The 20566-nt window shown below is 60.8% G+C and carries 13 protein-coding genes, 2 rRNA genes and 2 pseudogenes; 12 read left to right on the top strand and 5 right to left on the bottom strand.

The genetic code is table 11. The annotated features are described in order from the left end of the window. The first annotated feature begins 397 nt into the window (after nt 1-397). On the top strand, nt 398-2740 hold the full coding sequence (locus V5735_RS10415) for a DEAD/DEAH box helicase (protein WP_423743455.1): 2343 nt from the start codon (nt 398-400) through the stop codon (nt 2738-2740). Here the strand turns inward: V5735_RS10415 and V5735_RS10410 are convergent. Continuing rightward, nucleotides 2709-3371, bottom strand: coding sequence for an HAD family hydrolase (locus V5735_RS10410; RefSeq protein WP_423743454.1), 663 nt, complete (start codon nt 3369-3371; stop codon nt 2709-2711). The genes V5735_RS10415 and V5735_RS10410 overlap by 32 nt on opposite strands. Nucleotides 3372-3452: 81 nt before the next feature. Between V5735_RS10410 and V5735_RS10405 the strand changes: the two genes are divergently transcribed. The 4 genes from V5735_RS10405 to V5735_RS10390 all read left to right on the top strand — a co-directional run bounded on the left by V5735_RS10405 (nt 3453) and on the right by V5735_RS10390 (nt 7210). After that, nucleotides 3453-4202: a topoisomerase DNA-binding C4 zinc finger domain-containing protein gene (locus tag V5735_RS10405; protein WP_423743453.1), complete on the top strand. Its 750-nt coding sequence runs from the start codon at nt 3453-3455 to the stop codon at nt 4200-4202. A gap of 119 nt (nt 4203-4321) precedes the next feature. Beyond that, nucleotides 4322-5353, top strand: a complete 1032-nt coding sequence (gene endA / locus V5735_RS10400) for a tRNA-intron lyase (RefSeq protein ID WP_423743452.1) — start codon at nt 4322-4324, stop codon at nt 5351-5353. Then, nucleotides 5350-6912, top strand: a complete 1563-nt coding sequence (locus V5735_RS10395) for a tryptophan--tRNA ligase (RefSeq protein ID WP_423743451.1) — start codon at nt 5350-5352, stop codon at nt 6910-6912. The genes endA and V5735_RS10395 overlap by 4 nt, the downstream gene beginning before the upstream one ends. A 58-nt stretch (nt 6913-6970) precedes the next feature. Continuing rightward, complete coding sequence (locus tag V5735_RS10390; RefSeq protein ID WP_423743450.1) at nt 6971-7210, top strand: hypothetical protein; 240 nt, start codon at nt 6971-6973, stop codon at nt 7208-7210. Between the two features lie 32 nt (nt 7211-7242). Here V5735_RS10390 and V5735_RS10385 read toward each other — a convergent pair whose 3' ends face one another. Next, on the bottom strand, nt 7243-7878 hold the full coding sequence (locus V5735_RS10385; protein WP_423743449.1) for a class I SAM-dependent methyltransferase: 636 nt from the start codon (nt 7876-7878) through the stop codon (nt 7243-7245). Nucleotides 7879-8228: 350 nt separating this feature from the next. Here V5735_RS10385 and V5735_RS10380 point away from each other — a divergent pair, with 350 nt between their 5' ends. The 4 genes and pseudogenes from V5735_RS10380 (at nt 8229) to V5735_RS10365 (ending at nt 12320) form a co-directional block, all read left to right on the top strand. Further along, entirely contained in the window at nt 8229-9737 is a 1509-nt protein-coding gene (locus V5735_RS10380) for a phenylalanine--tRNA ligase subunit alpha (protein WP_423743448.1), read from the top strand. Continuing rightward, nucleotides 9737-10183 (top strand): annotated as a pseudogene (locus V5735_RS10375) (phenylalanine--tRNA ligase subunit beta); the annotation flags it as partial. The gene V5735_RS10380 and the pseudogene V5735_RS10375, both read left to right, overlap by 1 nt. 126 nt (nt 10184-10309) lie before the next feature. After that, nucleotides 10310-11551: pseudogene (pheT, locus tag V5735_RS10370) on the top strand (phenylalanine--tRNA ligase subunit beta); the annotation flags it as partial. 307 nt (nt 11552-11858) lie between these two features. Further along, complete coding sequence (locus tag V5735_RS10365) at nt 11859-12320, top strand: GNAT family N-acetyltransferase (RefSeq protein ID WP_423743447.1); 462 nt, start codon at nt 11859-11861, stop codon at nt 12318-12320. A 20-nt stretch (nt 12321-12340) separates the two neighbouring features. Here V5735_RS10365 and V5735_RS10360 read toward each other — a convergent pair whose 3' ends face one another. The 3 genes from V5735_RS10360 to V5735_RS10350 form a co-directional block, all read right to left on the bottom strand. Continuing rightward, nucleotides 12341-12649 (bottom strand): hypothetical protein, encoded by a 309-nt coding sequence (locus V5735_RS10360; RefSeq protein ID WP_423743446.1) that lies wholly within the window; start codon nt 12647-12649, stop codon nt 12341-12343. Nucleotides 12650-12782: 133 nt separating this feature from the next. Next, nucleotides 12783-13841 carry a quinone-dependent dihydroorotate dehydrogenase gene (locus V5735_RS10355; RefSeq protein ID WP_423743445.1) on the bottom strand — a complete coding sequence of 353 codons (1059 nt, stop codon included), beginning with the start codon at nt 13839-13841 and terminating at the stop codon, nt 12783-12785. A gap of 35 nt (nt 13842-13876) precedes the next feature. Continuing rightward, nucleotides 13877-14074 (bottom strand): hypothetical protein, encoded by a 198-nt coding sequence (locus V5735_RS10350; RefSeq protein ID WP_007982308.1) that lies wholly within the window; start codon nt 14072-14074, stop codon nt 13877-13879. A 242-nt stretch (nt 14075-14316) separates the two neighbouring features. On the opposite strand from V5735_RS10350, the gene V5735_RS10345 reads away from it, so the two are divergent. From V5735_RS10345 to V5735_RS10335, 3 genes are all read left to right on the top strand, one after another. Further along, on the top strand, nt 14317-14625 hold the full coding sequence (locus tag V5735_RS10345; protein ID WP_007982309.1) for a non-histone chromosomal MC1 family protein: 309 nt from the start codon (nt 14317-14319) through the stop codon (nt 14623-14625). Nucleotides 14626-15678: 1053 nt separating this feature from the next. After that, nucleotides 15679-17149, top strand: a 16S ribosomal RNA gene (locus V5735_RS10340). 433 nt (nt 17150-17582) lie between these two features. Then, nucleotides 17583-20501 (top strand): 23S ribosomal RNA (locus V5735_RS10335). Together the 16S and 23S rRNA genes form the textbook arrangement of a ribosomal RNA operon. The last annotated feature ends 65 nt before the right edge of the window (nt 20502-20566 follow it).

Raw genomic sequence — 20566 nt, 5'->3', positions numbered from 1 at the left:
GATTTGCCCGGCAATCCGGATTCGGTTTTTTGCGCCGATTCGAGAAACGGTGACGCCGTCCTGCCAGCACGTGAACAGTGGTTCCATGTGAGTACCGGCCTCGAATTCGGTCCCTTCGATTCTGTCGGTACCGAGTGACGTACCGCTTCCGAATTCGGTGAGGACACCACTGCAACCGGAGAGAATAGCTACTGTCCCGCCAACGGAGGCACAAACGGTCCGTCGTCTCATAGGGAATGTCACCACTGCCCATGACAACTTTCTTGTCATGACTCAAAGAACCGTTTGAAATATCCCGATTCGCGATTTCGGCGGTCGTATCCGACCCGCTACGGCCACCGAACTCATCGAACCGGTACAGAAACGCCTTTCTGTTCCCCACTCCCCCTACGAAACGATGCAGGTCTCCGAGGCGGTTCCACAGTTCGCGGAGGCGTTCGCCTTCGAGGAGTTCAACCGGATGCAACGCGAGATGCTTCCCGCGCTGCTCGAAAGCGACGAGAACGTCGTCGCCAGCGCGCCGACGGCGAGCGGGAAGACGGCGCTCGCGGAACTCGCCATCTGCAAGGCGCTGCGCGACGACGGAACCGCGCTGTTCATCGCCCCGCTCCGGGCGCTGACGAACGAGAAGGAGAGCGACTGGGAGCGGTTCGAGGACCTCGGCTACTCCGTCTACGTCGTCACGGGTGAGCGCGATTTGAATCCCCGGCGCGCCGAGCGCGCCGACATCCTCGTGATGACGCCCGAGAAGACCGACTCGGCGACCAGAAAACACGATTCGGCCCGCTATTCGTTCATCACCGACATCGACTGCTGTGTCATCGACGAGGTGCACTTGCTCGATTCGGAAAAGCGCGGTGCCGTCCTCGAAGTCACCATCTCGCGCCTTCGCCGCCTGTGTGACCCCCGCGTCGTCGCGCTGTCCGCGACGATGCCGAACGTGAGCGACGTGGCCGATTGGCTCGACGCGCCGCCGGAGACCACCTTCGAGTTCGGGGACGACTACCGCCCCGTCGATTTGCACGCGGACGTGAAGACGTACACCCACGGGGACAACTCCTTCGCGGACAAGTACCGACGACTCTACCGCGCCCTCGACCTCGCGGAACCACACATCCGCGAGGACGGGCAGGCGCTCGTCTTCGTCGCCTCCCGGCAGGACACCGTACAGGCCGCGAAGAAGGCGCGCGACGAAATCGCCGAACGCGACATCCCCATCGGCGCTCGCGGCGACTACGATTTCCACACCGAAACCCAAGAGTTGCGGAACGAGACCCTCAGGAACTCCGTGCTCGACGGGGTTGCGTTCCACCACGCCGGACTGGCGAAGAACGACCGCGATAGGGTCGAAGAGTGGTTCAAGCAGGGGAAGATTCAGCTCCTCTTTTCCACCTCGACGCTCGCGTGGGGCGTCAACCTCCCCGCCCGCTGCGTCGTCTTGCGCGACACCAAACTCCACGACCCGCTCGAAGGCGAGGTGGACATGAGTCCGCTCGACGTGCTTCAGATGCTCGGACGGGCGGGCCGTCCCGGCTACGACGACGTGGGGTACGGGTGGGTCGTCTGTGATTTCAATGACGCGGACAAGTACCGGAAACTCCTGCGCGACGGCAAGGAGATAGAGTCCCGACTCGCCGAGGATTTGGACTCACACCTCAACGCCGAAATCGCCATGGGGACCATCTCGGACTTGGACGACGTGATGTCGTGGCTCAGGACGACGTTCTACTACGTCCGCGCCCAGAGCAAGCCCGACGAGTATGATTTCGAAAACCACCGCGAGCGCGTCAGGAACACCCTTCAGCGCCTCGTCTCGCGCGGCTTCGTCGAGCGAGGCGACGACCTCAAAATAGAGGGCACGGCGCTCGCCGTGCTCGCCTCGAAGTTCTACCTCGACCTCGATACGGCGGAACGGTTCCGCCGTCTCGCGGAAGCCGAGGAAATCGACGCGTCGAAAATCCTCGAAACGGTCGCCGGTGCGGCAGAGTTCGACAGCGTGAGTTCCCGCCAGTCCGAGCGCGATGCCATCAACTCCGTCCTCGTTGGGCAGGATTCGGGCGACCTCGAAGCGGGCGGACGGAAGGTCCTCGCCATCCTCCGGTCCAGCATGACGGGTTCGACGCCGGGCGACCTCCGGAGCGACGCGTGGGTCATCCAGCAGAACGCGGTCAGGCTGTTCGCGGCGCTCCGGGCGTTCCTGAAGCGCCTCGACAGGCCGTTCGCCGCGAACCTCGTCACACGAATCGAGGCCCGCGTGGAGAACGGCGTCGGCGAGCGTTCGGTCGGCCTCACCGCAATCGACGGCGTCGGTGCGGGGCGAGCCAGCAAACTGGCGACGGAGGGCCTCGAAACCCCCGCCGACGTGTGCGAGGCGGGCGTCGACGGACTGGTCGGTGCGGGCCTCTCGGAAGGCGTCGCGGAACAGGTCGAAGCGAGCGCCCGCAAGCTCCCCGACGTCGAAATCGAGTGGGGGGCGTTCCCGACCCGAATCGGCCGCGGCGAGAACGACATGCGCGAGGTCACCGTGCGAAACCACGGCGACGGCGAGCAGGCCGCGATGGACGTGACCGTCAACGCGGTCGAGATGACGACGAAATCGACCTACCTCGACGGGGAAACGACCGTTCCCGTCGGCGTCTTCGGCGGTACCGACGACGAGATGGAGTTCACCGTCCGCGTCGCGTTCCCCGACCTCCCCCTTCTACCGATTACCGACGTTCGGTCCGTGCGGGTCGAGTGAGCAGTTCATCCCGCAACTCCGCGGGCGAGGAGACCACCACGTCCGCCATCGAGAGGTCGAGTTCCTTCGCGCCGTTCGGGTAGCCGACGCAGTACGTCCCCGCCCGAGCCGCCGATTCGACGCCGTGTTCCGAGTCCTCGACCGCCGCACACTCGTCCGCTCGGTAGTCGAGCAACCCGGCCGCGTACTCGTAGATGGCGGGTTCCGGCTTGCCGGGGGCGTCGATGTCGTCCGCGCTGACGACCTGCTCGAACTCCAAGTCGAAGCGGTCGGTGACGATTTCTATCCAGTGATGGGGCGAGGACGACACGAGTGCGACCTCCGTCCCCTCGGCGCGCAAGTCGGTGAGCAGGTCGTGGAACCCGTCCATCAGCGAGACGTGCTCGCCGTAGAGGTCCTCCGCGATTTCGTTGTAAAGGGCGACGAACTCCGCTTTCGTCACGTCCGTTCCGTACTCCGCATCCAGATAGTCGTAGATTTCGCGGAAGTTCATGCCCGTTATCTCGTTGTCTCCGATGTCCTCCACGCCGACCTCCGGGAAGATGGTCTCCTCTTCGAGTTCCACCCAGAAGTCCTCGGAGTTCACGATAACGCCGTCCATGTCGAACAACACAGCGTTGGGTTCCTGCATTTCTATCTTCCTCTGTTCTCCCGTTTCCCTCAAAACCCTTCGCCCGAACCTTTAAATCCGAACCCGAGACCAACCCGGGCCATGACCGACACGATTCGCGTGTTCGCCGGGGACTGCACCATCACCACGGACGGCGATACAGAAGAACGGCGGCGCGGCGAGATGGTCGCCCTGTTGAAACCCGACGATACCCTGCTCGTTCACGACGTGGACGGCTACCAACCGGTCGAGTGGCTCACCCGCGCGGAGACGGCTCACGCCTCGCTCGACGGCGATTCGTTCACCCTCGTCGCGGCGACTGACGACCGCCGCGTCCGCGTTGATTGTCACGCCTGTCACGGCATTTCCCGCTACCCGGGGTCCGTGGCCGGGATTCCGGTCGGGACGTGCCCGCACTGCGACGGTACACTGACGCGGGCGAACGGGACGGTCTCCTGTCTCGGTTGTCGTCGGGAGTACCCGATTCCGCGCCACGCCAGCGTCGGCGACGACACGTGCGATTGTGGCCTGCCGACCATGCGCGTCGAACAAGGTGCGGAATTCGAACTCTGCATCGACCGCGACTGCGGGACGGTGTTGGAGGCCGTCCGGGAGCGGTTCGACAGGAAATGGGACTGCCCCGAATGCGGAGCGGACATGCGGATTTTACGCCGCGGCGGTATCATCGCCGGATGCGACCGCTATCCCGACTGCGACACCGGTTTCAGCGTTCCGAACGGCCGAATCGTGGATTCGTGCGACTGTGGCCTTCCCGTCTTTCGAACCCGGTCGGGTCGCCGATGTCTGAACACGAACTGCGAGGCGTTCGGAGAGACGCGGTCCGAGGGATGAGTTCCCGGTCGAAAGTGACCGACCGAAATCACGACCGACATCGGTGCTTCCCGGGAGTGGCGAGCCCTCGGTCGTGGAAAAGTCGCAGTGCCTTTGATGCCCCACGCTACAGAAGAGGTATGGATGGAACCCTACGCGACGACGAGGTACACGTCGGCGGCGACGCCCGCCAGCGGTACTACGATTCGCGTGGCTACGGTCGCCCGCTCGGTGGCAACGAGGTGGCCTTCTCGCGCGTCGAGGCCGCCCACCTGTTGCTCCGTGGCGACCTCGATTCGGTGGACGGCAACGACTTTCGAGCGTTTCTACAGGAATCGACGGGCAACGGGTTCGCGTCTCGATTTCTCGTCTACGCCGACCTCCGGGAACGCGGCTTCTACCTCTCGCCCGACCGGGAGGGCTGGGTGTCGGACGCTCGGACCGATTCGGATTTCGTCGTCTATCCCCGCGGAAGCGGCCCGTGGGACGACGAGGTGTTGTATCGGATTCGCGTCGCAAGCGAACGCGAGACGGTCCCCGTCTCGGAGTTGGGCGATACCGTCCTCGCAATCGTGGACGAGGAGAGCGAGATAACCTATTTCGAGACCGACCGCGTGGAGGTTCGGGGGACGACGGACCACGACGTCCCAACCGACCTATCGGGGTCGCTCATCGCCGACCGCGTGTTGCTGTGGAATCCCCCGGACGAACTCCACGGGGAGTCGTTTTACGGCCAGCAGATGGGCGGCCGCGACGCGACCGGCATCCTGCAGTTGTCGCTCGTCGAGGCGGCCCACCTCGTCGCGGAGGGGAACCTGTCGGTCGACGGTGGCTACGAGAAAATCGTCGAGCGCGGCGAGGAGGTCGAAGGCGAGCGGTTCGACCGGCGGTTGCTGGTGTACCGAACCCTCCGAGAGCGGGGCGTGGTTCCGAAGACCGGCTTCAAGTTCGGTGCCGACTTCCGAACCTACGCGGACGTGGAGTCCGTGGAGAACCTCGGCCACTCCGAGTTCCTGATTCGAGTGCTCCGGGACGGCCACGAGTTTTCCCCCCGCGATCTCGCGCTGGACGTTCGATTGGCTCACGGGGTCCGAAAACGGATGGTTTTTGCACTCGTTACCGACAACGAACGAATAGACACTTGGCTGTCGGTGACACGACTTACACCATGACACGAGACGATTCATCCGAGACGGGGACGGAACCCGTCCCTGACGGCGGCACCGCGACGGGAGAGGACGATGTTGTCCTCGACCCGTGGGGGTCGGCGACGGTCTCCGATTACCGCAAACTGTTCGAGGAGTTCGGCATCGAGGAGTTCGACGATGTGCTCCCCGACGTTCCGAATCCGCACTACCTGATGCGCCGGAGCGTCATCTTCGGTGACCGTGGTTACCGCCGCGTTGCCGAAGCCATGCGGAACGACGAACCGTTCGCCGCGCTATCCGGGTTCATGCCGACCGGCGACCCGCACATCGGGCACAAACTGGTGTTCGACGAACTCATCTGGCACCAACAGCGGGGCGGGGACACCTACGGTCTCATCGCCGACCTCGAAGCTCACAGCGCTCGCGGCCTGTCGTGGGAGGAAATCGACGAACACGCGCGCGACTATCTCCTGTCGCTCATCGCGCTCGGATTCGACCCAGAGGAGGGGACTCTGTACCGCCAGTCAGAGAACCGCGAACTGCAGGATTTGGCGTTCGAACTCGGATCGAAGGCGAACTTCTCGGAGTTTCAGTCCATCTACGGCTTCGACGGCGAAACCAACGTCTCGCACGTCCAGAGCGTCGTCACGCAGATGGCCGACATCCTCTACCCGCAACTTTCCGAGCCGAAACCGACCGTCATCCCCGTCGGACCCGACCAAGACCCGCACGTCAGGCTGGCGCGCGACTTGGCGGTTCGGATGCGGTACTTCGGCGTGACGAAGGCCTACGCGAGCTTCGAGGCGGACGAGGAGGAACTGTCGCACGTCGCGGCGGCGTACGAAGCGCGCAAGGAGTACGCGGACGACCCCGAGATGCCCCGCTGTGAGGACGCGGCGGCGTGGCTCGCCGAAAACGGCGACCCCGACGTTCCGGCCGTCGAGACGACGATTTCGAAGCTCGAAAACGCCGGGATGGAACCGCTTCGTCCCCGCGTCCGGTTCCTCGACCGCAACGCGACCGAGGAAGCCTACGACGCCCTCATCGACGCAATCGAGGGCGAAAAGCGGGTCTTCGACGAGCACATCGACGTGTTCGACTACTCGCGCGAGGACGCGAAAGCGTTGGCCCGCGAGGTCGAGATGGATAACGGCGGCTACGGGTTCATCATGCCCTCGTCCATCTACCACCGGTTCATGACCGGTCTGACGGGCGGCAAGATGTCCTCGTCGGTTCCGGCGAGCCACATCAGTCTGATGGACGACCCCGAGGACGGCTACGACAAGGTGAAGTCCGCGACGACGGGCGGGCGCGAGACCGCGGAAAAACAGCGCGAGTTGGGCGGGAAGGCCGACGAATGTCCGGTGTACGAACTGTACGCCTACCTGCTCGCGGGTGACGACGACGAGTTCACGAAGCGCGTGTACGACGAGTGCGTCGGCGGCGAACGTCTCTGTGGCGACTGCAAGGAACAGGCCGCCCAGTTGATGCGCGAGTTCTTGGAGGACCACCAAGAGAAGCGCGAGGAGGCGGAAGAACTGTTGGACGGTCTCGACATCGAGTTGGAGTCCTCGCGCCGATAGCGCGAACCGGTTCGCACTTCGAAAAACGCTTTGCGGACGGCTTTAAAGGTAGTACTAGATGAATCGCCTCCGTTTGCTGTTAGGACTCGGCGCATTCGGCGTCGTCGGTGGTGGCCTCTCGATTTGGTACGGATTCAGAAACGAGATGTGTACCGTCGGTACCGGCGTCCAAAGCCAGTGCGGTCCGAACATCATTTTTCTGATTCCCGGCATCCTCCTCACACTGGTCGGAATCGGACTCCTTCTGATGGCCTATCAGCGCGGTTCGTCCTCCCGATCTCCTCCTATCGATGGGTGAAACCGGAACGCGTCAGTAAATCCTCGACCCGGTCACTTCTCGACGACGACGCAGGGCGTGGCGGCGTCCACGAACCCCTCCGCTTCGGCATCGACCAGTTTCCAATAGTTCCGAGTGTCCGCACCCGTCACTTCCCGAACCACCTCCTCGCTGATGACGTTCGCGCCGCTCAACACGAGTTCGAACGATTCGCGCTTTCTGCCCTCGAACTCCCTGTCGAACGTCTTCCTGCTCTCCTCGTTCGGGTAGTTCAGGATGAGATGGCCGCCCTCGCTGACGTGCGAGTAGAGGCTCTCGATAGCCCGTCGCGGTTCCTCGACGAAGTAGAGCGTGGCGACGCTGTACACCACGTCGAACCGTCGGTCGGTGTCGAGGTCGGGAAGCGAATCGACGGCGAAGTGGAGGTTGTCGAGTTTCTCCTCGGTCGCTTTCTCCGCGTTGTCCCGAACCACCGTCTCGGAGATGTCGAGACCGAACACCTCGATGTCGGGGTGGCGCTCCGCGATGAGGAACGGGACGACCGCGGGGCCACAGCCGACGGATGCGAACTCGTCCGGCGTCCCCTCGCTCTCGAAAAACCGCTCCACGAGGTCGGCCATCCGCTCGCCGCCGATGTAGGCACAACGGTCGTAGTTCGCCCTGTCGTAGAACCGCTCCCAGTCCATCATGGAGTTCCCATGGCGGGGCACGGAATAAACTCCTCCGAATCGTCCACACCATCTCCGAGTCACGTGTCGCGCCCCGTGTTGCGCATCGGCTTCTCCGAGTCGGGTATCCGTCCGTTCGCAACGTTTTTGTCGATTCTGTGCGACCCTTTACCCATGCCATCCGAATCCCATCGTGGCTGTGTCGCCGTTGACCACCGACCACCGACGGGATTCGACTTTTTCGTCGCGGCCTGAGCGACCGGTGGACTCCTCTCGCGGTGAGAGGACGAAACCGGCCGCGGCGGCCCGACTGGCTTCAGAAGGGCTAAACCGACGCAACGGGAGATACGACCAACGACTACCGAGTGTACATGAAACTACCAGAATCTCAGGTCGCGGTGTTGGAAGCCGCGAGCGCAACCGACGAACGAACGATAGCGGACCTCGCCGAAGCGACCGGCCTGAAACCGGAGACGGTGACGGGTGCGGTCTTCGAACTCGAAGACGAGGACCTGCTGTCGGTGACCGAACGAACAGAGGAGTCCGTCTCGCTGACCGAGGAAGGGGGGGAGTACGTCGAGGGCGGCCTTCCCGAAATCGAACTGTACGAGGCGGCCATCGAAGCCGGTGCGGGCGACGCGCCGATTCAGATGGGGCAAGCCATCGGCGCGTCCGGTCTCGGCGGACCGCAGGTCAACATCGCCCTCTCGAACTACGCCCGAAAGGGCTACGGGACCATCGACAGCGGCGAAATCACGGCCGACCCGGACGCCGACTCCGACGATGATGCGGAAGCGAGTGCGCTCGCCGCGCTCGCGGCCGGTGAATCGGTGGACGACGCCGACGTTCTCGACCAACTGGAGAGTCGCGGCCTCGTCGAGCGCTCCGAATCGACGGTTCGCTCGGCGACGCTGACCGACGACGGCGTGACGGCGATGATGGAGGGCATCGAGGCGGCCGAGACGGTCGGTCAGTTGACGCCGGAGATGCTCACCAGCGGCGAGTGGCGCGACGTCGAGTTCGCGGAATACAACGTCGCGGCCGACGCGGAGCGGATGGACGGCGGGAAGGTTCACATCCTCCGCCAGACGGCGAACCGCGTGAAGGACGTGCTCGTCGGAATGGGCTTCGAGGAGATGGACGGCCCGCACGCGGACGCGGACTTCTGGATAAACGACTGCCTGTTCATGCCCCAAGACCACCCGGCGCGGACCCACTGGGACCGATTCGCGCTGTCGAACCCGACGGAAATCGGGGACCTGCCGGAGGACTTGGTGGACCGCGTTCACAGCGCGCACCTCGACGGCGTGGGCGACCACGGCGAGGGCTATCACTCTCCGTGGGACGAGGACTTCGCGCGGGCCATCGCGCTCCGCGGCCACACCACGTCGCTCTCGATGCGCTACCTCTCGGGCTACGCGCAGGGCGACCTGGAACCGCCACAGCGCTTCTTCAGCGTCGAGAAGGTGTACCGCAACGACACCCTCGACCCGACCCACCTGCTGGAGTTCTTCCAAATCGAGGGCTGGGTGATGGCCGAGGACCTCTCGGTCCGCGACCTGATGGGCACGTTCGAGGAGTTCTACGCCCAGTTCGGCATCACGGACATCCAGTTCAAGCCGCACTACAACCCGTACACGGAGCCGAGCTTCGAGCTGTTCGGCAACCACCCGGAGACGGGCGAACTCATCGAAATCGGCAACAGCGGGATGTTCCGTCCCGAGGTTCTCGAACCCCTCGGCGTCGAGTGCGACGTGATGGCGTGGGGCCTCGCTCTCGAACGCCTGTTAATGTTGATGTACGGCTTCGAGGACATCCGCGACGTGCACGGAACGCTGTGTGACCTCGAACTGCTCCGCGACGTGGAGGTGATTCACTGATGCCAACTGTCGATGTCAACCCCGACGAACTGCGCCGACTGACCGGCCACGACGAGAAGAGCGACGACGAACTGGAAGAGGACATGTTCGGCCTCGGGCTGGAGTTCGAAGGCGAAACCGAGGACGGCGACATGCAGTTGGAGTTCGCTCCGGACCGTCTGGACCGCCTCTCCATCGAGGGCGTGGCTCGGTCGCTTCGCTACCAGTACGGCGACGACACCGGCGTCTACGTGCCGAAGACGAACGACCCCGACTGGACCATCGAAGTGGACGAGAGCGTCCCCGACGAGCGCCCCTACGTCACGGGTGCCATCGTCCGCGGCCTGAACCTGAACGAGGAGGCGCTCGATTCGCTTATCCAACTGCAGGAGAAGCTCCACGCGACGATGGGCCGCAAGCGCGCGAAAGGTGCCATCGGGATTCACGATTTGACGATGCTGAAAGGACGCGATGCGCGGAGCGCATCGGAACGGGCGAGTGGCGTCTCCGGGAGCGAAGCGACCGGAGGCTCGGAAGCGCGACGCGCTTCCGGCGAAACCGCGAGCCAGCCAGCCTCCGAAGACGGGAGTAACTCCATCCGGTACGTCGGCGTCGACCCCGACGGCGACCGGTTCGTCCCGCTCGATTCGGATGCCGAGATGACGCCCGAGGAAGTCCTTCGCGCACACCCGACCGGCGAGAAGTACGCCGATCTCGTGTCCGAGTACGACCGGTATCCGGCCATCTACGACGATATCGGTCTGTTCTCGTTCCCGCCGGTCATCAACGGCCGCCGGACCGAGGTCGAAACGGAGTCGCGCGACCTGTTCATCGAACTCACCGGCACGGACCAGTGGACCATCGACAAGATGTGTGCCATCATCTGCTACGCGCTCGACGCCCGCGGCGGAACCATCGAGGAAGTCGCAGTCGAGTACGACGACCGGACGCTGGTGCGACCGGACTTCGAGGTGACGACGAAGACCGTCACGCACGACCGAATCGAGACGCTGCTCGGCATCGAGTTCACCCCGGACGAAGTGGTGGAACTACTGGCGCGCTCAGGCCTGTCCGGCGAAGCGGAAGAGAACGAAGACGGAACCGTCACATACGAGGTCGAGATTCCGCCCTACCGCGTGGACGTGCTTCATCCCGTGGACATCGTGGACGACATCGGTCGCGCCTACGGCTTCAACGACCTCTCGCCGCGCTATCCCGACGTGGGTACGGTCGGCGGGCGACACGAGCGCTCGCAACTCGAAGACGCCGCCCGCGAAGTGCTCGTCGGCCTCGGCTTCGAGGACCTGCTCAACTTCCACATGATCAGCGAGGCGGAGAACTACGAGCGGATGCGCGTCGAACCCGGAACCGACGTGGTTGGCGGCGGCACCCCGGCGGCCATCAAGAACCCGTACAGCGAGGATTACACCATGCTCCGAACGTGGGCGCTCCCCTCGCTCATGATGGTGCTGGAGAACAACACCCACCGCACCTATCCGCAGGACCTCACGGAAATCGGTCTGGCCGCGCGAGTGGACGAGAGCGAGAACACCGGTGTCGCGGAACACCGAACGGTCGCTGGCGTCCTCGCCCGTCACGACGCCTCCTACGAGGACGCGAAGGCCCGTCTGCAAGCCGTCGCGCGGAACTTCGACGTCGGCCTCGAAACGCCGCCGACGGAGCACCCGACGTTCATCACCGGGCGTGCGGCGTCCGTGGTCATCGACGGCGAGACCGTCGGCGTCGTCGGTGAAATTCACCCGGAAGTGCTCGTGGAACACGACTTGGAAGTCCCCGTGACGGGATTCGAATTCCGGTTGGACGCGTTAGAGTAACCGCGGACGAGCGAAGCGAGTGAGCGGGCGCGAGTGCGACCAGGGAAGACCGAAGGTCTTCCGATGGGAGCACGAAGTGCTTTTGGTCCAGATTTTACCAGCGACCGAGCGGTGTTCTCGTGAGTGAAACGAACGAGGACAGCGAGGGAGTGCAGTAAAAGGTGGTGACGCACGACTTGGAAGTCCCCGTGACGGGATTCGAATTCCACTTGGACGCGCTGGAGTAACCGCGGACGAGCGAAGCGAGTGAGCGGGAACGTCCCACAGTCGAACAACACCTAAATTGGTTCTCTTCGACGGTTTCTCTATGATGTATGAATTCTCCCCCATCTCCGTTGGCGACGTGGACGCTATCGTCTCGTGGCGGTACGACCCGCCATATGATTTCTACGACATGGACAGCGACCCCGAAGACCTCGCGCTGTTCACGAACCCCACCAACTGGGACGGCTACTACGCGGTTTTCGACGGGGATGGTGAGCGAGTGGGATTCTTCTCCTTCGAGATGGACGCCGACACGCTCGAAATCGGACTCGGCATGCGTCCCGACCTGACCGGGGACGGACACGGGCAGCCGTTCGTCGAAGCGGGGTTGGCGTTCGCCCGCGAGGAGTACGACCCGGCGGCGTTCTCGTTGTCTGTTGCGGCGTTCAACGAGCGGGCGATTTCGGTCTACGAGGCGGTCGGTTTCGAGCGCGTCGAGACGTTCCTTCAAGCGACCAACGGCGGCGAGTATCCGTTCGTGAGAATGCGATACGTCGTCGAGTAACCGTCCGTCGCGGTTCAGCCTCAGTCCGCGTCGTGTACGTATCCCGATTGCTCGTCGCCCGTCGATGGGGTCCGAACGTATCGGCTGTGCGCCATCGTCTCCGTCATAACGACCGCCAAGAGGTAGTACCACGGCTTCCGTGCGACGGTCGTACGGAGCGCGTGGCTCGGCGGAACGACCCATATGGCGAGCGTGACACAGAGCAGGGCGTGTGACACGGGTCGGTACTCGCGCCGAAGGAGGACGACCAGCGTGCTCAACAGTAGTCCGAGCTCGAACGAATGAATCTCTGCCCACGTCGAAAACCACGTGCCGGGGACCGAAGCCATAGCCCGACAACAACGGGGCGTCCCTTCAGTACGTGTTCCGTTCCGTCCAGGAAGCCGGACGTTGTTTTCGAACGTCGATTCCACCGCTCCCCCTTCGACTTTCAAACGACCGCTTACTCCTCCGGTTCGATGACTACTGGAGGTCCGCTCCGATGGCTTCCTCGATACTGTCGTAGCCGTCCCGGTCGAGGAGTTCGAGGAGCCCTTCGTTGATGTCGCGAGCGATGGACGGCCCACGGTAGATAAACCCGGTGTACAACTGGACGACGTGCGCTCCCGCGCGAATCTTTCGGTAGGCGTCTTCGGCGGTGAAGATTCCCCCGACACCAACTATCGGTACGTCCACCCGTTCGGCGGCGAAGCGGATCATCTCGGTCGCGCGCCCTTGGATGGGCATCCCCGACAGACCACCCTCCTCGCGACGGTTCTCGCTCCGAAGCGAGTCCGGACGCTCGGTGGACGTATTCGTGGCGATGACGCCGTCCAATCCGAGTTCGGTCACGAGGTCCAGTGCGTCCGTGACCGCCGGTTCTGGCAGATCCGGCGAGAGTTTCACGAGCAGCGGACTCGCACCCGCGTCCTGCAACGTCGTCAAAATCCGTTCGAGGTTCTCGCGGTTTTGGAGTTCGCGGAGTCCCGGCGTGTTCGGACTGGAGACGTTTACGACGAAATAGTCCGCGTGCGACGAGACGCGCTCGTAACTGTACAAGTAATCTTCTTCCGCCGTCTCCAACGGTGTCGATTTCGACTTCCCGATGTTCGCGCCGACGGGGACGTCGGGGAGCGACTGCGTTGCCATGCGTGCCCCGATTCTGTCCGCCCCGTGGTTGTTGAATCCCATCCGGTTGATGATTCCTTCGTCCTCACGAAGGCGGAACATCCTCGGTTTCGGGTTTCCCGGTTGTGCTTCGGCAGTTACTCCCCCGATTTCGACGTGCCCGAAGCCGAGGCTCGCCAGTACGTGTGGAATCTCTGCATTCTTATCGAACCCAGCGGCGACGCCGACCGGATTCGGGAACGATTGGTCGAACGCTTCGACCGCCAGTCGCGGATCATCGACCCGATAATACAGTTCCAGCAATCGCTCGACAGGCGTTCCCTGTACCGTTTTCAACAGCGTGTGTCCCGTCCCGTGAGCACGTTCCGTCGGCAATTGAAATAAAAGCGGTCTAACGACGTCGTATCCCTTCATCGTTCTGAGAATCGTCTGCGGTTTGGCCGCAGCGACTAAAATTCGTGCTCGACCTCGTCTTTGTCCGCCTTCTGGATGATAATTTTGTCTTCCCGAACTCGTACGAAGACTTCGTCACCGATTTCCATGCCGGCGACGGCGAGTTCGTCTTCGTGTAGGTTGACGTGGACGTTGTGGTACTCCCCGTCTTCGTCTTTCGCGCCACTCGGGCTGAGCTTCTTTTTCCGTACCATCGCGGTATCTTATGCAGTCCTTCACCGTAGGATGTACTTAAGTGTTTTCTACCGTACTGTTCCGCTCCGCTTTCCTTAGAAATGCCCTATGAGCCGAGGCCACTTACCTTGCTCGGCCTGTTTTCGACAGCAAAACCACGACACGGCGTAACTCTCGTATTTATGTCTATCGGCGAAAACCGCTCATATCGGCGATATATTTATAATGGCCCCTGTGCTGGGTTGGCATGGAGGAGAAAACCATGGTACGAGACGATGGTAAGCGAAACTTTGCACTGCGCCAATCGGACGGAGATGAATCGAGTGTCTTTTCGGGCAACACCCCACGACAGGCCGCGCTCAAAGCAGCGCGTCGACTCGACCCGGGTAGTTCCGAAGATGCTGCGGACAGAATCGAACTTCGACTTCGGGAGAAGGGTACCGACAAGGTACACATCTATGAGGGTTGGGCGTGGCACGAGGAGGCCCCCGACGACAAACCCGACTGGATGCCCAACGAAATAACCGAGGCAAACGTCTCCAAACAGGGCATCGAGCACCTGGACGAGTGAGTCGTACGTATTCAACCACGAGCGTTTTATCCGATTCGTACGTAATATATTGTACTTCGCATGCGCGCACTGCAGAAAGTTTTTTGCGTGTCTCGGCGAAACGGCAAGGTGCGCGAGGCACATCCGACCGGACTACACGCACGACGCGTGGGATGACGGTTTGGCCTCCGCTCGCGCAATAGATTTACTCACTGTCGACAACACCGACCTGTTCGTAAGCTACCGTTGTGAGGGACGTTTCCCGTGAATCGGTCAGACCTCACGCGGACTCGTGTGGTGTCTCGGTAACTACTGTCTACTGCTCTCAAACTCGTCCGATTCGTTCGCCCTGCCAGTGGCACGAGTTTCACGAGGAATTCCCTCGTGTACTTTCCCTGTTCCGTCCCCTCGACTCTCTAGTAATGCTAGTCAATATATGCCGATGAGCCTTTCATTCGACGGCCTTAAGTGTATCTCCCGATTTTGTGTGAATGCGAACGACGCCTCGTGGTTTGCCCCGCGAGGTGGCCGCCCGAATCCGGCGCATTTACATATGCGATTCCGGGCTCGGGCGAACGAAAACCCAATCCAATGCCCTTAAGTGTATGGGGGCACTCGGATGTGATGTACACGGTGTCCCGCGGTTTGGGACGAACGGAACACACCCAATCCGGTGCCCTTAAGTACTACAGGGCACTCGGATTGAATACGAAGCGCCCCTGGCCCACAATCGGCCGAGGGCGGGCGAAATCCGACGCCCTTATATGATAGGGTCGTCAGGATACAAACGCGAAGAAAGACACACAGACGCGATCTGTGAGGCGTTCAACTCGTCTCACAATCTCGGGCAAACGAGGTTCGAAGGGTTTAATACCCTTCCTCGCCTCTACTCAAGTCCGAAGGAAATGAGGATTCCACCCCTGCGGTCAGCCGTATACGATGGAATCTGATGTTAGCCTTGGTAGTTCGGTGACACCTTGTCGGTCATTCGATGTGGTGTCCCGAACGTGTGATATGTGATACACTCTCTTTGAGAGTGTCTCCGCCTATACGCTGAACCTTGTGTTCAGCGACATTCTGGTTGATCCTGCCAGAGGTCATTGCTATTGGAGTTCGATTTAGCCATGCTAGTTGCACGAGTTTAGACTCGTGGCGGAAAGCTCAGTAACACGTGATCAAACTACCCTATGGATTCGAATAACCTCGGGAAACTGAGGCTAATTCGGAATAAGGCTCCATCGCTGGAATGCGTGGAGCTGGAAACGCTCCGGTGCCATAGGATGTGATTGCGGCCGATTAGGTAGACGGTGGGGTAACGGCCCACCGTGCCGATAATCGGTACGGGTTGTGAGAGCAAGAGCCCGGAGATGGATTCTGAGACAAGAATCCAGGCCCTACGGGGCGCAGCAGGCGCGAAAACTTTACACTGCACGACAGTGCGATAAGGGAACTCCAAGTGCGAGGGCATAACGTCCTCGCTTTTGTGTATCGTAAGGTGGTACACGAATAAGAGCTGGGCAAGACCGGTGCCAGCCGCCGCGGTAATACCGGCAGCTCAAGTGATGACCAATTTTATTGGGCCTAAAGCGTCCGTAGCCGGCCAGACAGGTCCGTCGGGAAATCTGCTCGCTCAACGAGCAGGCGTCCGGCGGAAACCCGCTGGCTTGGGGCCGGAAGATCCAAGGGGTACGTCTGGGGTAGGAGTGAAATCCTGTAATCCTAGACGGACCACCGATCGCGAAAGCACCTTGGAAGGACGGACCCGACGGTGAGGGACGAAAGCTAGGGTCACGAACCGGATTAGATACCCGGGTAGTCCTAGCTGTAAACGATGCTCGCTAGGTGTGGCACAGGCTACGAGCCTGTGCTGTGCCACAGTGAAGACGTAAGCGAGCCGCCTGGGAAGTACGTCCGCAAGGATGAAACTTAAAGGAATTGGCGGGGGAGCACTACAACCGGAGGAGCCTGCGGTTTAATTGGACTCAACGCCGGACATCTCACCAGCATCGACAATAGCTGTGACAGTCAGTGTGATGAGCTTACTAGAGCTTTTGAGAGGAGGTGCATGGCCGCCGTCAGCTCGTACCGTGAGGCGTCCTGTTAAGTCAGGCAACGAGCGAGACCCGCACTCCTAATTGCCAGCAGCACCCTTGTGGTGGCTGGGTACATTAGGAGGACTGCCGCTGCCAAAGCGGAGGAAGGAACGGGCAACGGTAGGTCAGCATGCCCCGAATGTGCTGGGCTACACGCGGGCTACAATGGTCGAGACAATGGGTTGCAACCCCGAAAGGGGGCGCTAATCTCCGAAACTCGATCGTAGTTCGGATTGAGGACTGAAACTCGTCCTCATGAAGCTGGATTCGGTAGTAATCGCGCTTCAGCAGAGCGCGGTGAATACGTCCCTGCTCCTTGCACACACCGCCCGTCAAAGCACCCGAGTGAGGTCCGGATGAGGCCATCAGGCGATGGTCGAATCTGGGCTTCGCAAGGGGGCTTAAGTCGTAACAAGGTAGCCGTAGGGGAATCTGCGGCTGGATCACCTCCTAAAGACCGGGATTGGGCCGACGTGCCCAACCCACCTTAACTCGTCAACTTCGTTGACGAACTGGCACACACGCCGGGACAGCACTCGTCTTCCGACGAGGCACCTTTGAACTACCAAGGCTAGTCTCAACCTCTCCCTCTTGGGAGAGTAGCCTTCGCTCGCTGGTGAGCGCCGCTGTTCGACAGCGGTTTACGGGTTCGACTCCCGTGGAAGGCCGTCATGTGGGACGGTTCGAATCGTGCCCCTTAAGTAGTGGGCGACGAAACGAACTACTCCCAACAAACCGATGCACCAACCCGTGAAAACGCGGTTGGGAAGGGTTCGATACACGCACTCGGCGACCACCGTGTCGTGTAATGACAACCGTATGTACGTGCAATCCAGACGTCCACTGGACTCACACATCGTGAGTTAACAGTGAAACCAAGTTATTCCAACGTGGCTACTGTGCCACCTGGTGAATGGCTCGGCTCGAGCGCCGACGACGGACGTGCCAAGCTGCGAAAAGCTGTAGGAAGCCGCACGGAGGCCAAGAACTACAGATCTCCGAATGGGAATCCCCCCGCAATTGCCTCGCGCAATGGGGAACGCCGAGAACTGAAACATCTCAGTATCGGCAGGAACAAAAAGCAAACGCGATGTCGCTAGTAACGGCGAGTGAACACGACAAAGTCCAAACCGAAGCCCTCACGGGCAATGTGGTGTACGGACTGACACTCATCGCCGGAACCGTCTCATGAAGTCTCCTGGAACGGAGCATGAAACAGGGTGACAATCCCGTAATGAGAATCAGTACGGCGTGCGTCAGCTCCCGAGTAGCAGGGGTCGGAAATCCCTTGTGAATGTCGCGGGCAACGACCGCGAAGACTCAATACGACTCGAGACCGATAGCGAACAAGTAGTGTGAACGAACGCTGAAAAGCACCCCGAAAAGGGAGGTGCAATAGGGCCTGAACTCAGGTGGCGATGGAGCGACAGGGCATACAAGGCCCACCGAAAAACGACCCGGGCGCAAGCCCGCAGTAGGAATCGGTGGGAGCCGGTGTTCTGTCGTACGTTTTGAAAAACGAGCCAGGGAGTGTATCTAATTGGCGAGCCTAACTCGAGTATCGAGGCAGGCACAGGGAAACCAATACGGCCGCAGCGCTTTGCGTGAGGGCCACCGTCTTCAAGGGCGGGGAGTCAATTGGATACGACCCGAAACCGGATGATCTACGCATGAGCAAGACGAAGCGTGGCGAAAGCCACGTGGAGGTCTGTTAGAGTTGGTGTCCTACAATACCCTCTCGTGACTTATGTGTAGGGGTGAAAGGCCCATCGAATCCGGCAACAGCTGGTTCCAACCGAAACATGTCGAAGCATGACCTTCACTAAGGTAGTTCGTGGGGTAGAGCGACCGATTGGGAGAACCGCCTCCGAGAGGAGTCGGCCTCCCTGTCAAACTCCAAACCTACGGACGCCGTTGATGTGAGGAATCCGGTGCGCGGGGTAAGCCTGTGTACCGTGAGGGAGACAACCCAGAGCCGGGTTAAGGTCCCAAAGTATGAGCTAAGTGCGATTGAAGGTGGTCGCAAGCCCTAAACAGCCGGGAGGTGAGCTTAGAAGCAGCTACCCTCTAAGAACAGCGTAACAGCTTACCGGCCGAGGTTTGCGGCGCCGAAAATGATCGGGGCTCAAGTTCATCACCGAGACCTGGCAGCGCTCTTGACCGAGCGATCTAGTAGGTTGGCATTCTGAATGGGTGGAAGCACGGGCGAGAGTTCGTGTGGACCGTTCAGTATCGAAAATCCTGGCCATAGTAGCAGCGTTAGTCGGGTTAGACCCCCGACGACCTTATGAGTAAGGGTTCCTCAGCAATGCTGATCAGCTGAGGGTTAGCCGATCCTAAGTCTCACCGTAATTCGAATGAGACAATAGGGAAACTGGTTAATATTCCAGTGCTAACACCATTCAAAGTCGACGCTTCAGGAAACATCAAGCCGGGCTTTCGCCCGGTCGAACCGTCAAAATTCGTGGAAGCCGTAATGGCAGGAAGCGGATGAACGGCGGGATAGCGAAAGTTGGTGGTACCCGGAGCCCGTGAAAAGACGAGCGTGTTAATCGTACCGAGATCCGACACAGGTACTCTGGCGGCGAAAGCCAAGGTCTGTCGGGAGCAACCGACGTTAGGGAATTCGGCAAGTTAGTCCCGTAAGTTCGCGATAAGGGATGCCTGCTCTGTATAAGAGCAGGCCGCAGTGACTCGGACGCTCCAACTGTCTAGTAACAACATAGGTGACCGCAAATCCGCAAGGACTCGTACGGTCACTGAATCCTGCCCAGTGCGGGTATCTGAACACCTAGTACAATAGGACGAAGGACCCGTTAACGGCGGGGGTAACTATGACCCTCTTAAGGTAGCGTAGTACCTTGCCGCTTCAGTAGCGGCTTGCATGAATGGATCAATGAGAGCGTCACTGTCCCAACGTTGGGCCCGGTGAACTGTACATTCCAGTGCGGAGTCTGGAGACCCCCAAGGGGAAGCGAAGACCCTATAGAGCTTTACTGCAGGCTGTCGCTGGGACGTGGTCGCTACTGTGCAGACATAGGTAGGAGCCGCTACACAGGTATCCGCGCTAGCGGATCACCGAGGCATCAGTGAAATACTACCCGGTAGTGACTGCGACCCTCACTCCTGGCGGAGGACACCGGTAGCCAGGCAGTTTGACTGGGGCGGTACGCGCTCGAAAAGATATCGAGCGCGCCCCAAGATTTCCTCACTCGGGTCGGAGACCCGAGGAAGAGCGCAAGAGCAAAAGGAAGTCTGACAGTGTCCTACACAACGAGGGACGCTGACGCGAAAGCGTGGTCTAGCGAACCAATGAGGCTGCTTGTTGCGGCCCATTGATGACAGAAAAGCTACCTTAGGGATAACAGAGTCGTCACCGGCAAGAGCACATATCGACCCGGTGGCTTGCTACCTCGATGTCGGTTCCCTCCATCCTGCCCGTGCAGAAGCGGGCAAGGGTGAGGTTGTTCGCCTATTAAAGGAGGTCGTGAGCTGGGTTTAGACCGTCGTGAGACAGGTCGGCTGCTATCTATTGGGGGTGTTACGGTATCTGACGAGAACGTTCGTATAGTACGAGAGGAACTACGAATGGGTGCCACTGGTGTACCGGTCGTTCGAAAGAGCGCGTGCCGGGCAGCTACGCACCACGGGGTAAGAGCTGAACGCATCTAAGCTCGAAACCCACTTGGAAAAGAGATACCACCGAGATCACTCGTAGAAGACGAGTTCGATAGGCTCGGGATGTACGCGCCGAGGCAACGAGGCGTTCAGTCCGCGAGTACTAACAGATCGACGCCACACAATCATACCGCATACTGGTTTCGCACACACTCTCGTGTGTGAGTCCAGGCGTATACTGGATTGCACGT

Origin of the sequence: Haladaptatus sp. SPP-AMP-3, from assembly GCF_049568665.1 — an archaeon.
Taxonomy (GTDB): Archaea; Halobacteriota; Halobacteria; order Halobacteriales; family Haladaptataceae; genus Haladaptatus; species Haladaptatus paucihalophilus.
Note: the sequence above shows the minus strand (reverse complement) of the source record. Positions and strands in the feature narration are given on the sequence as shown.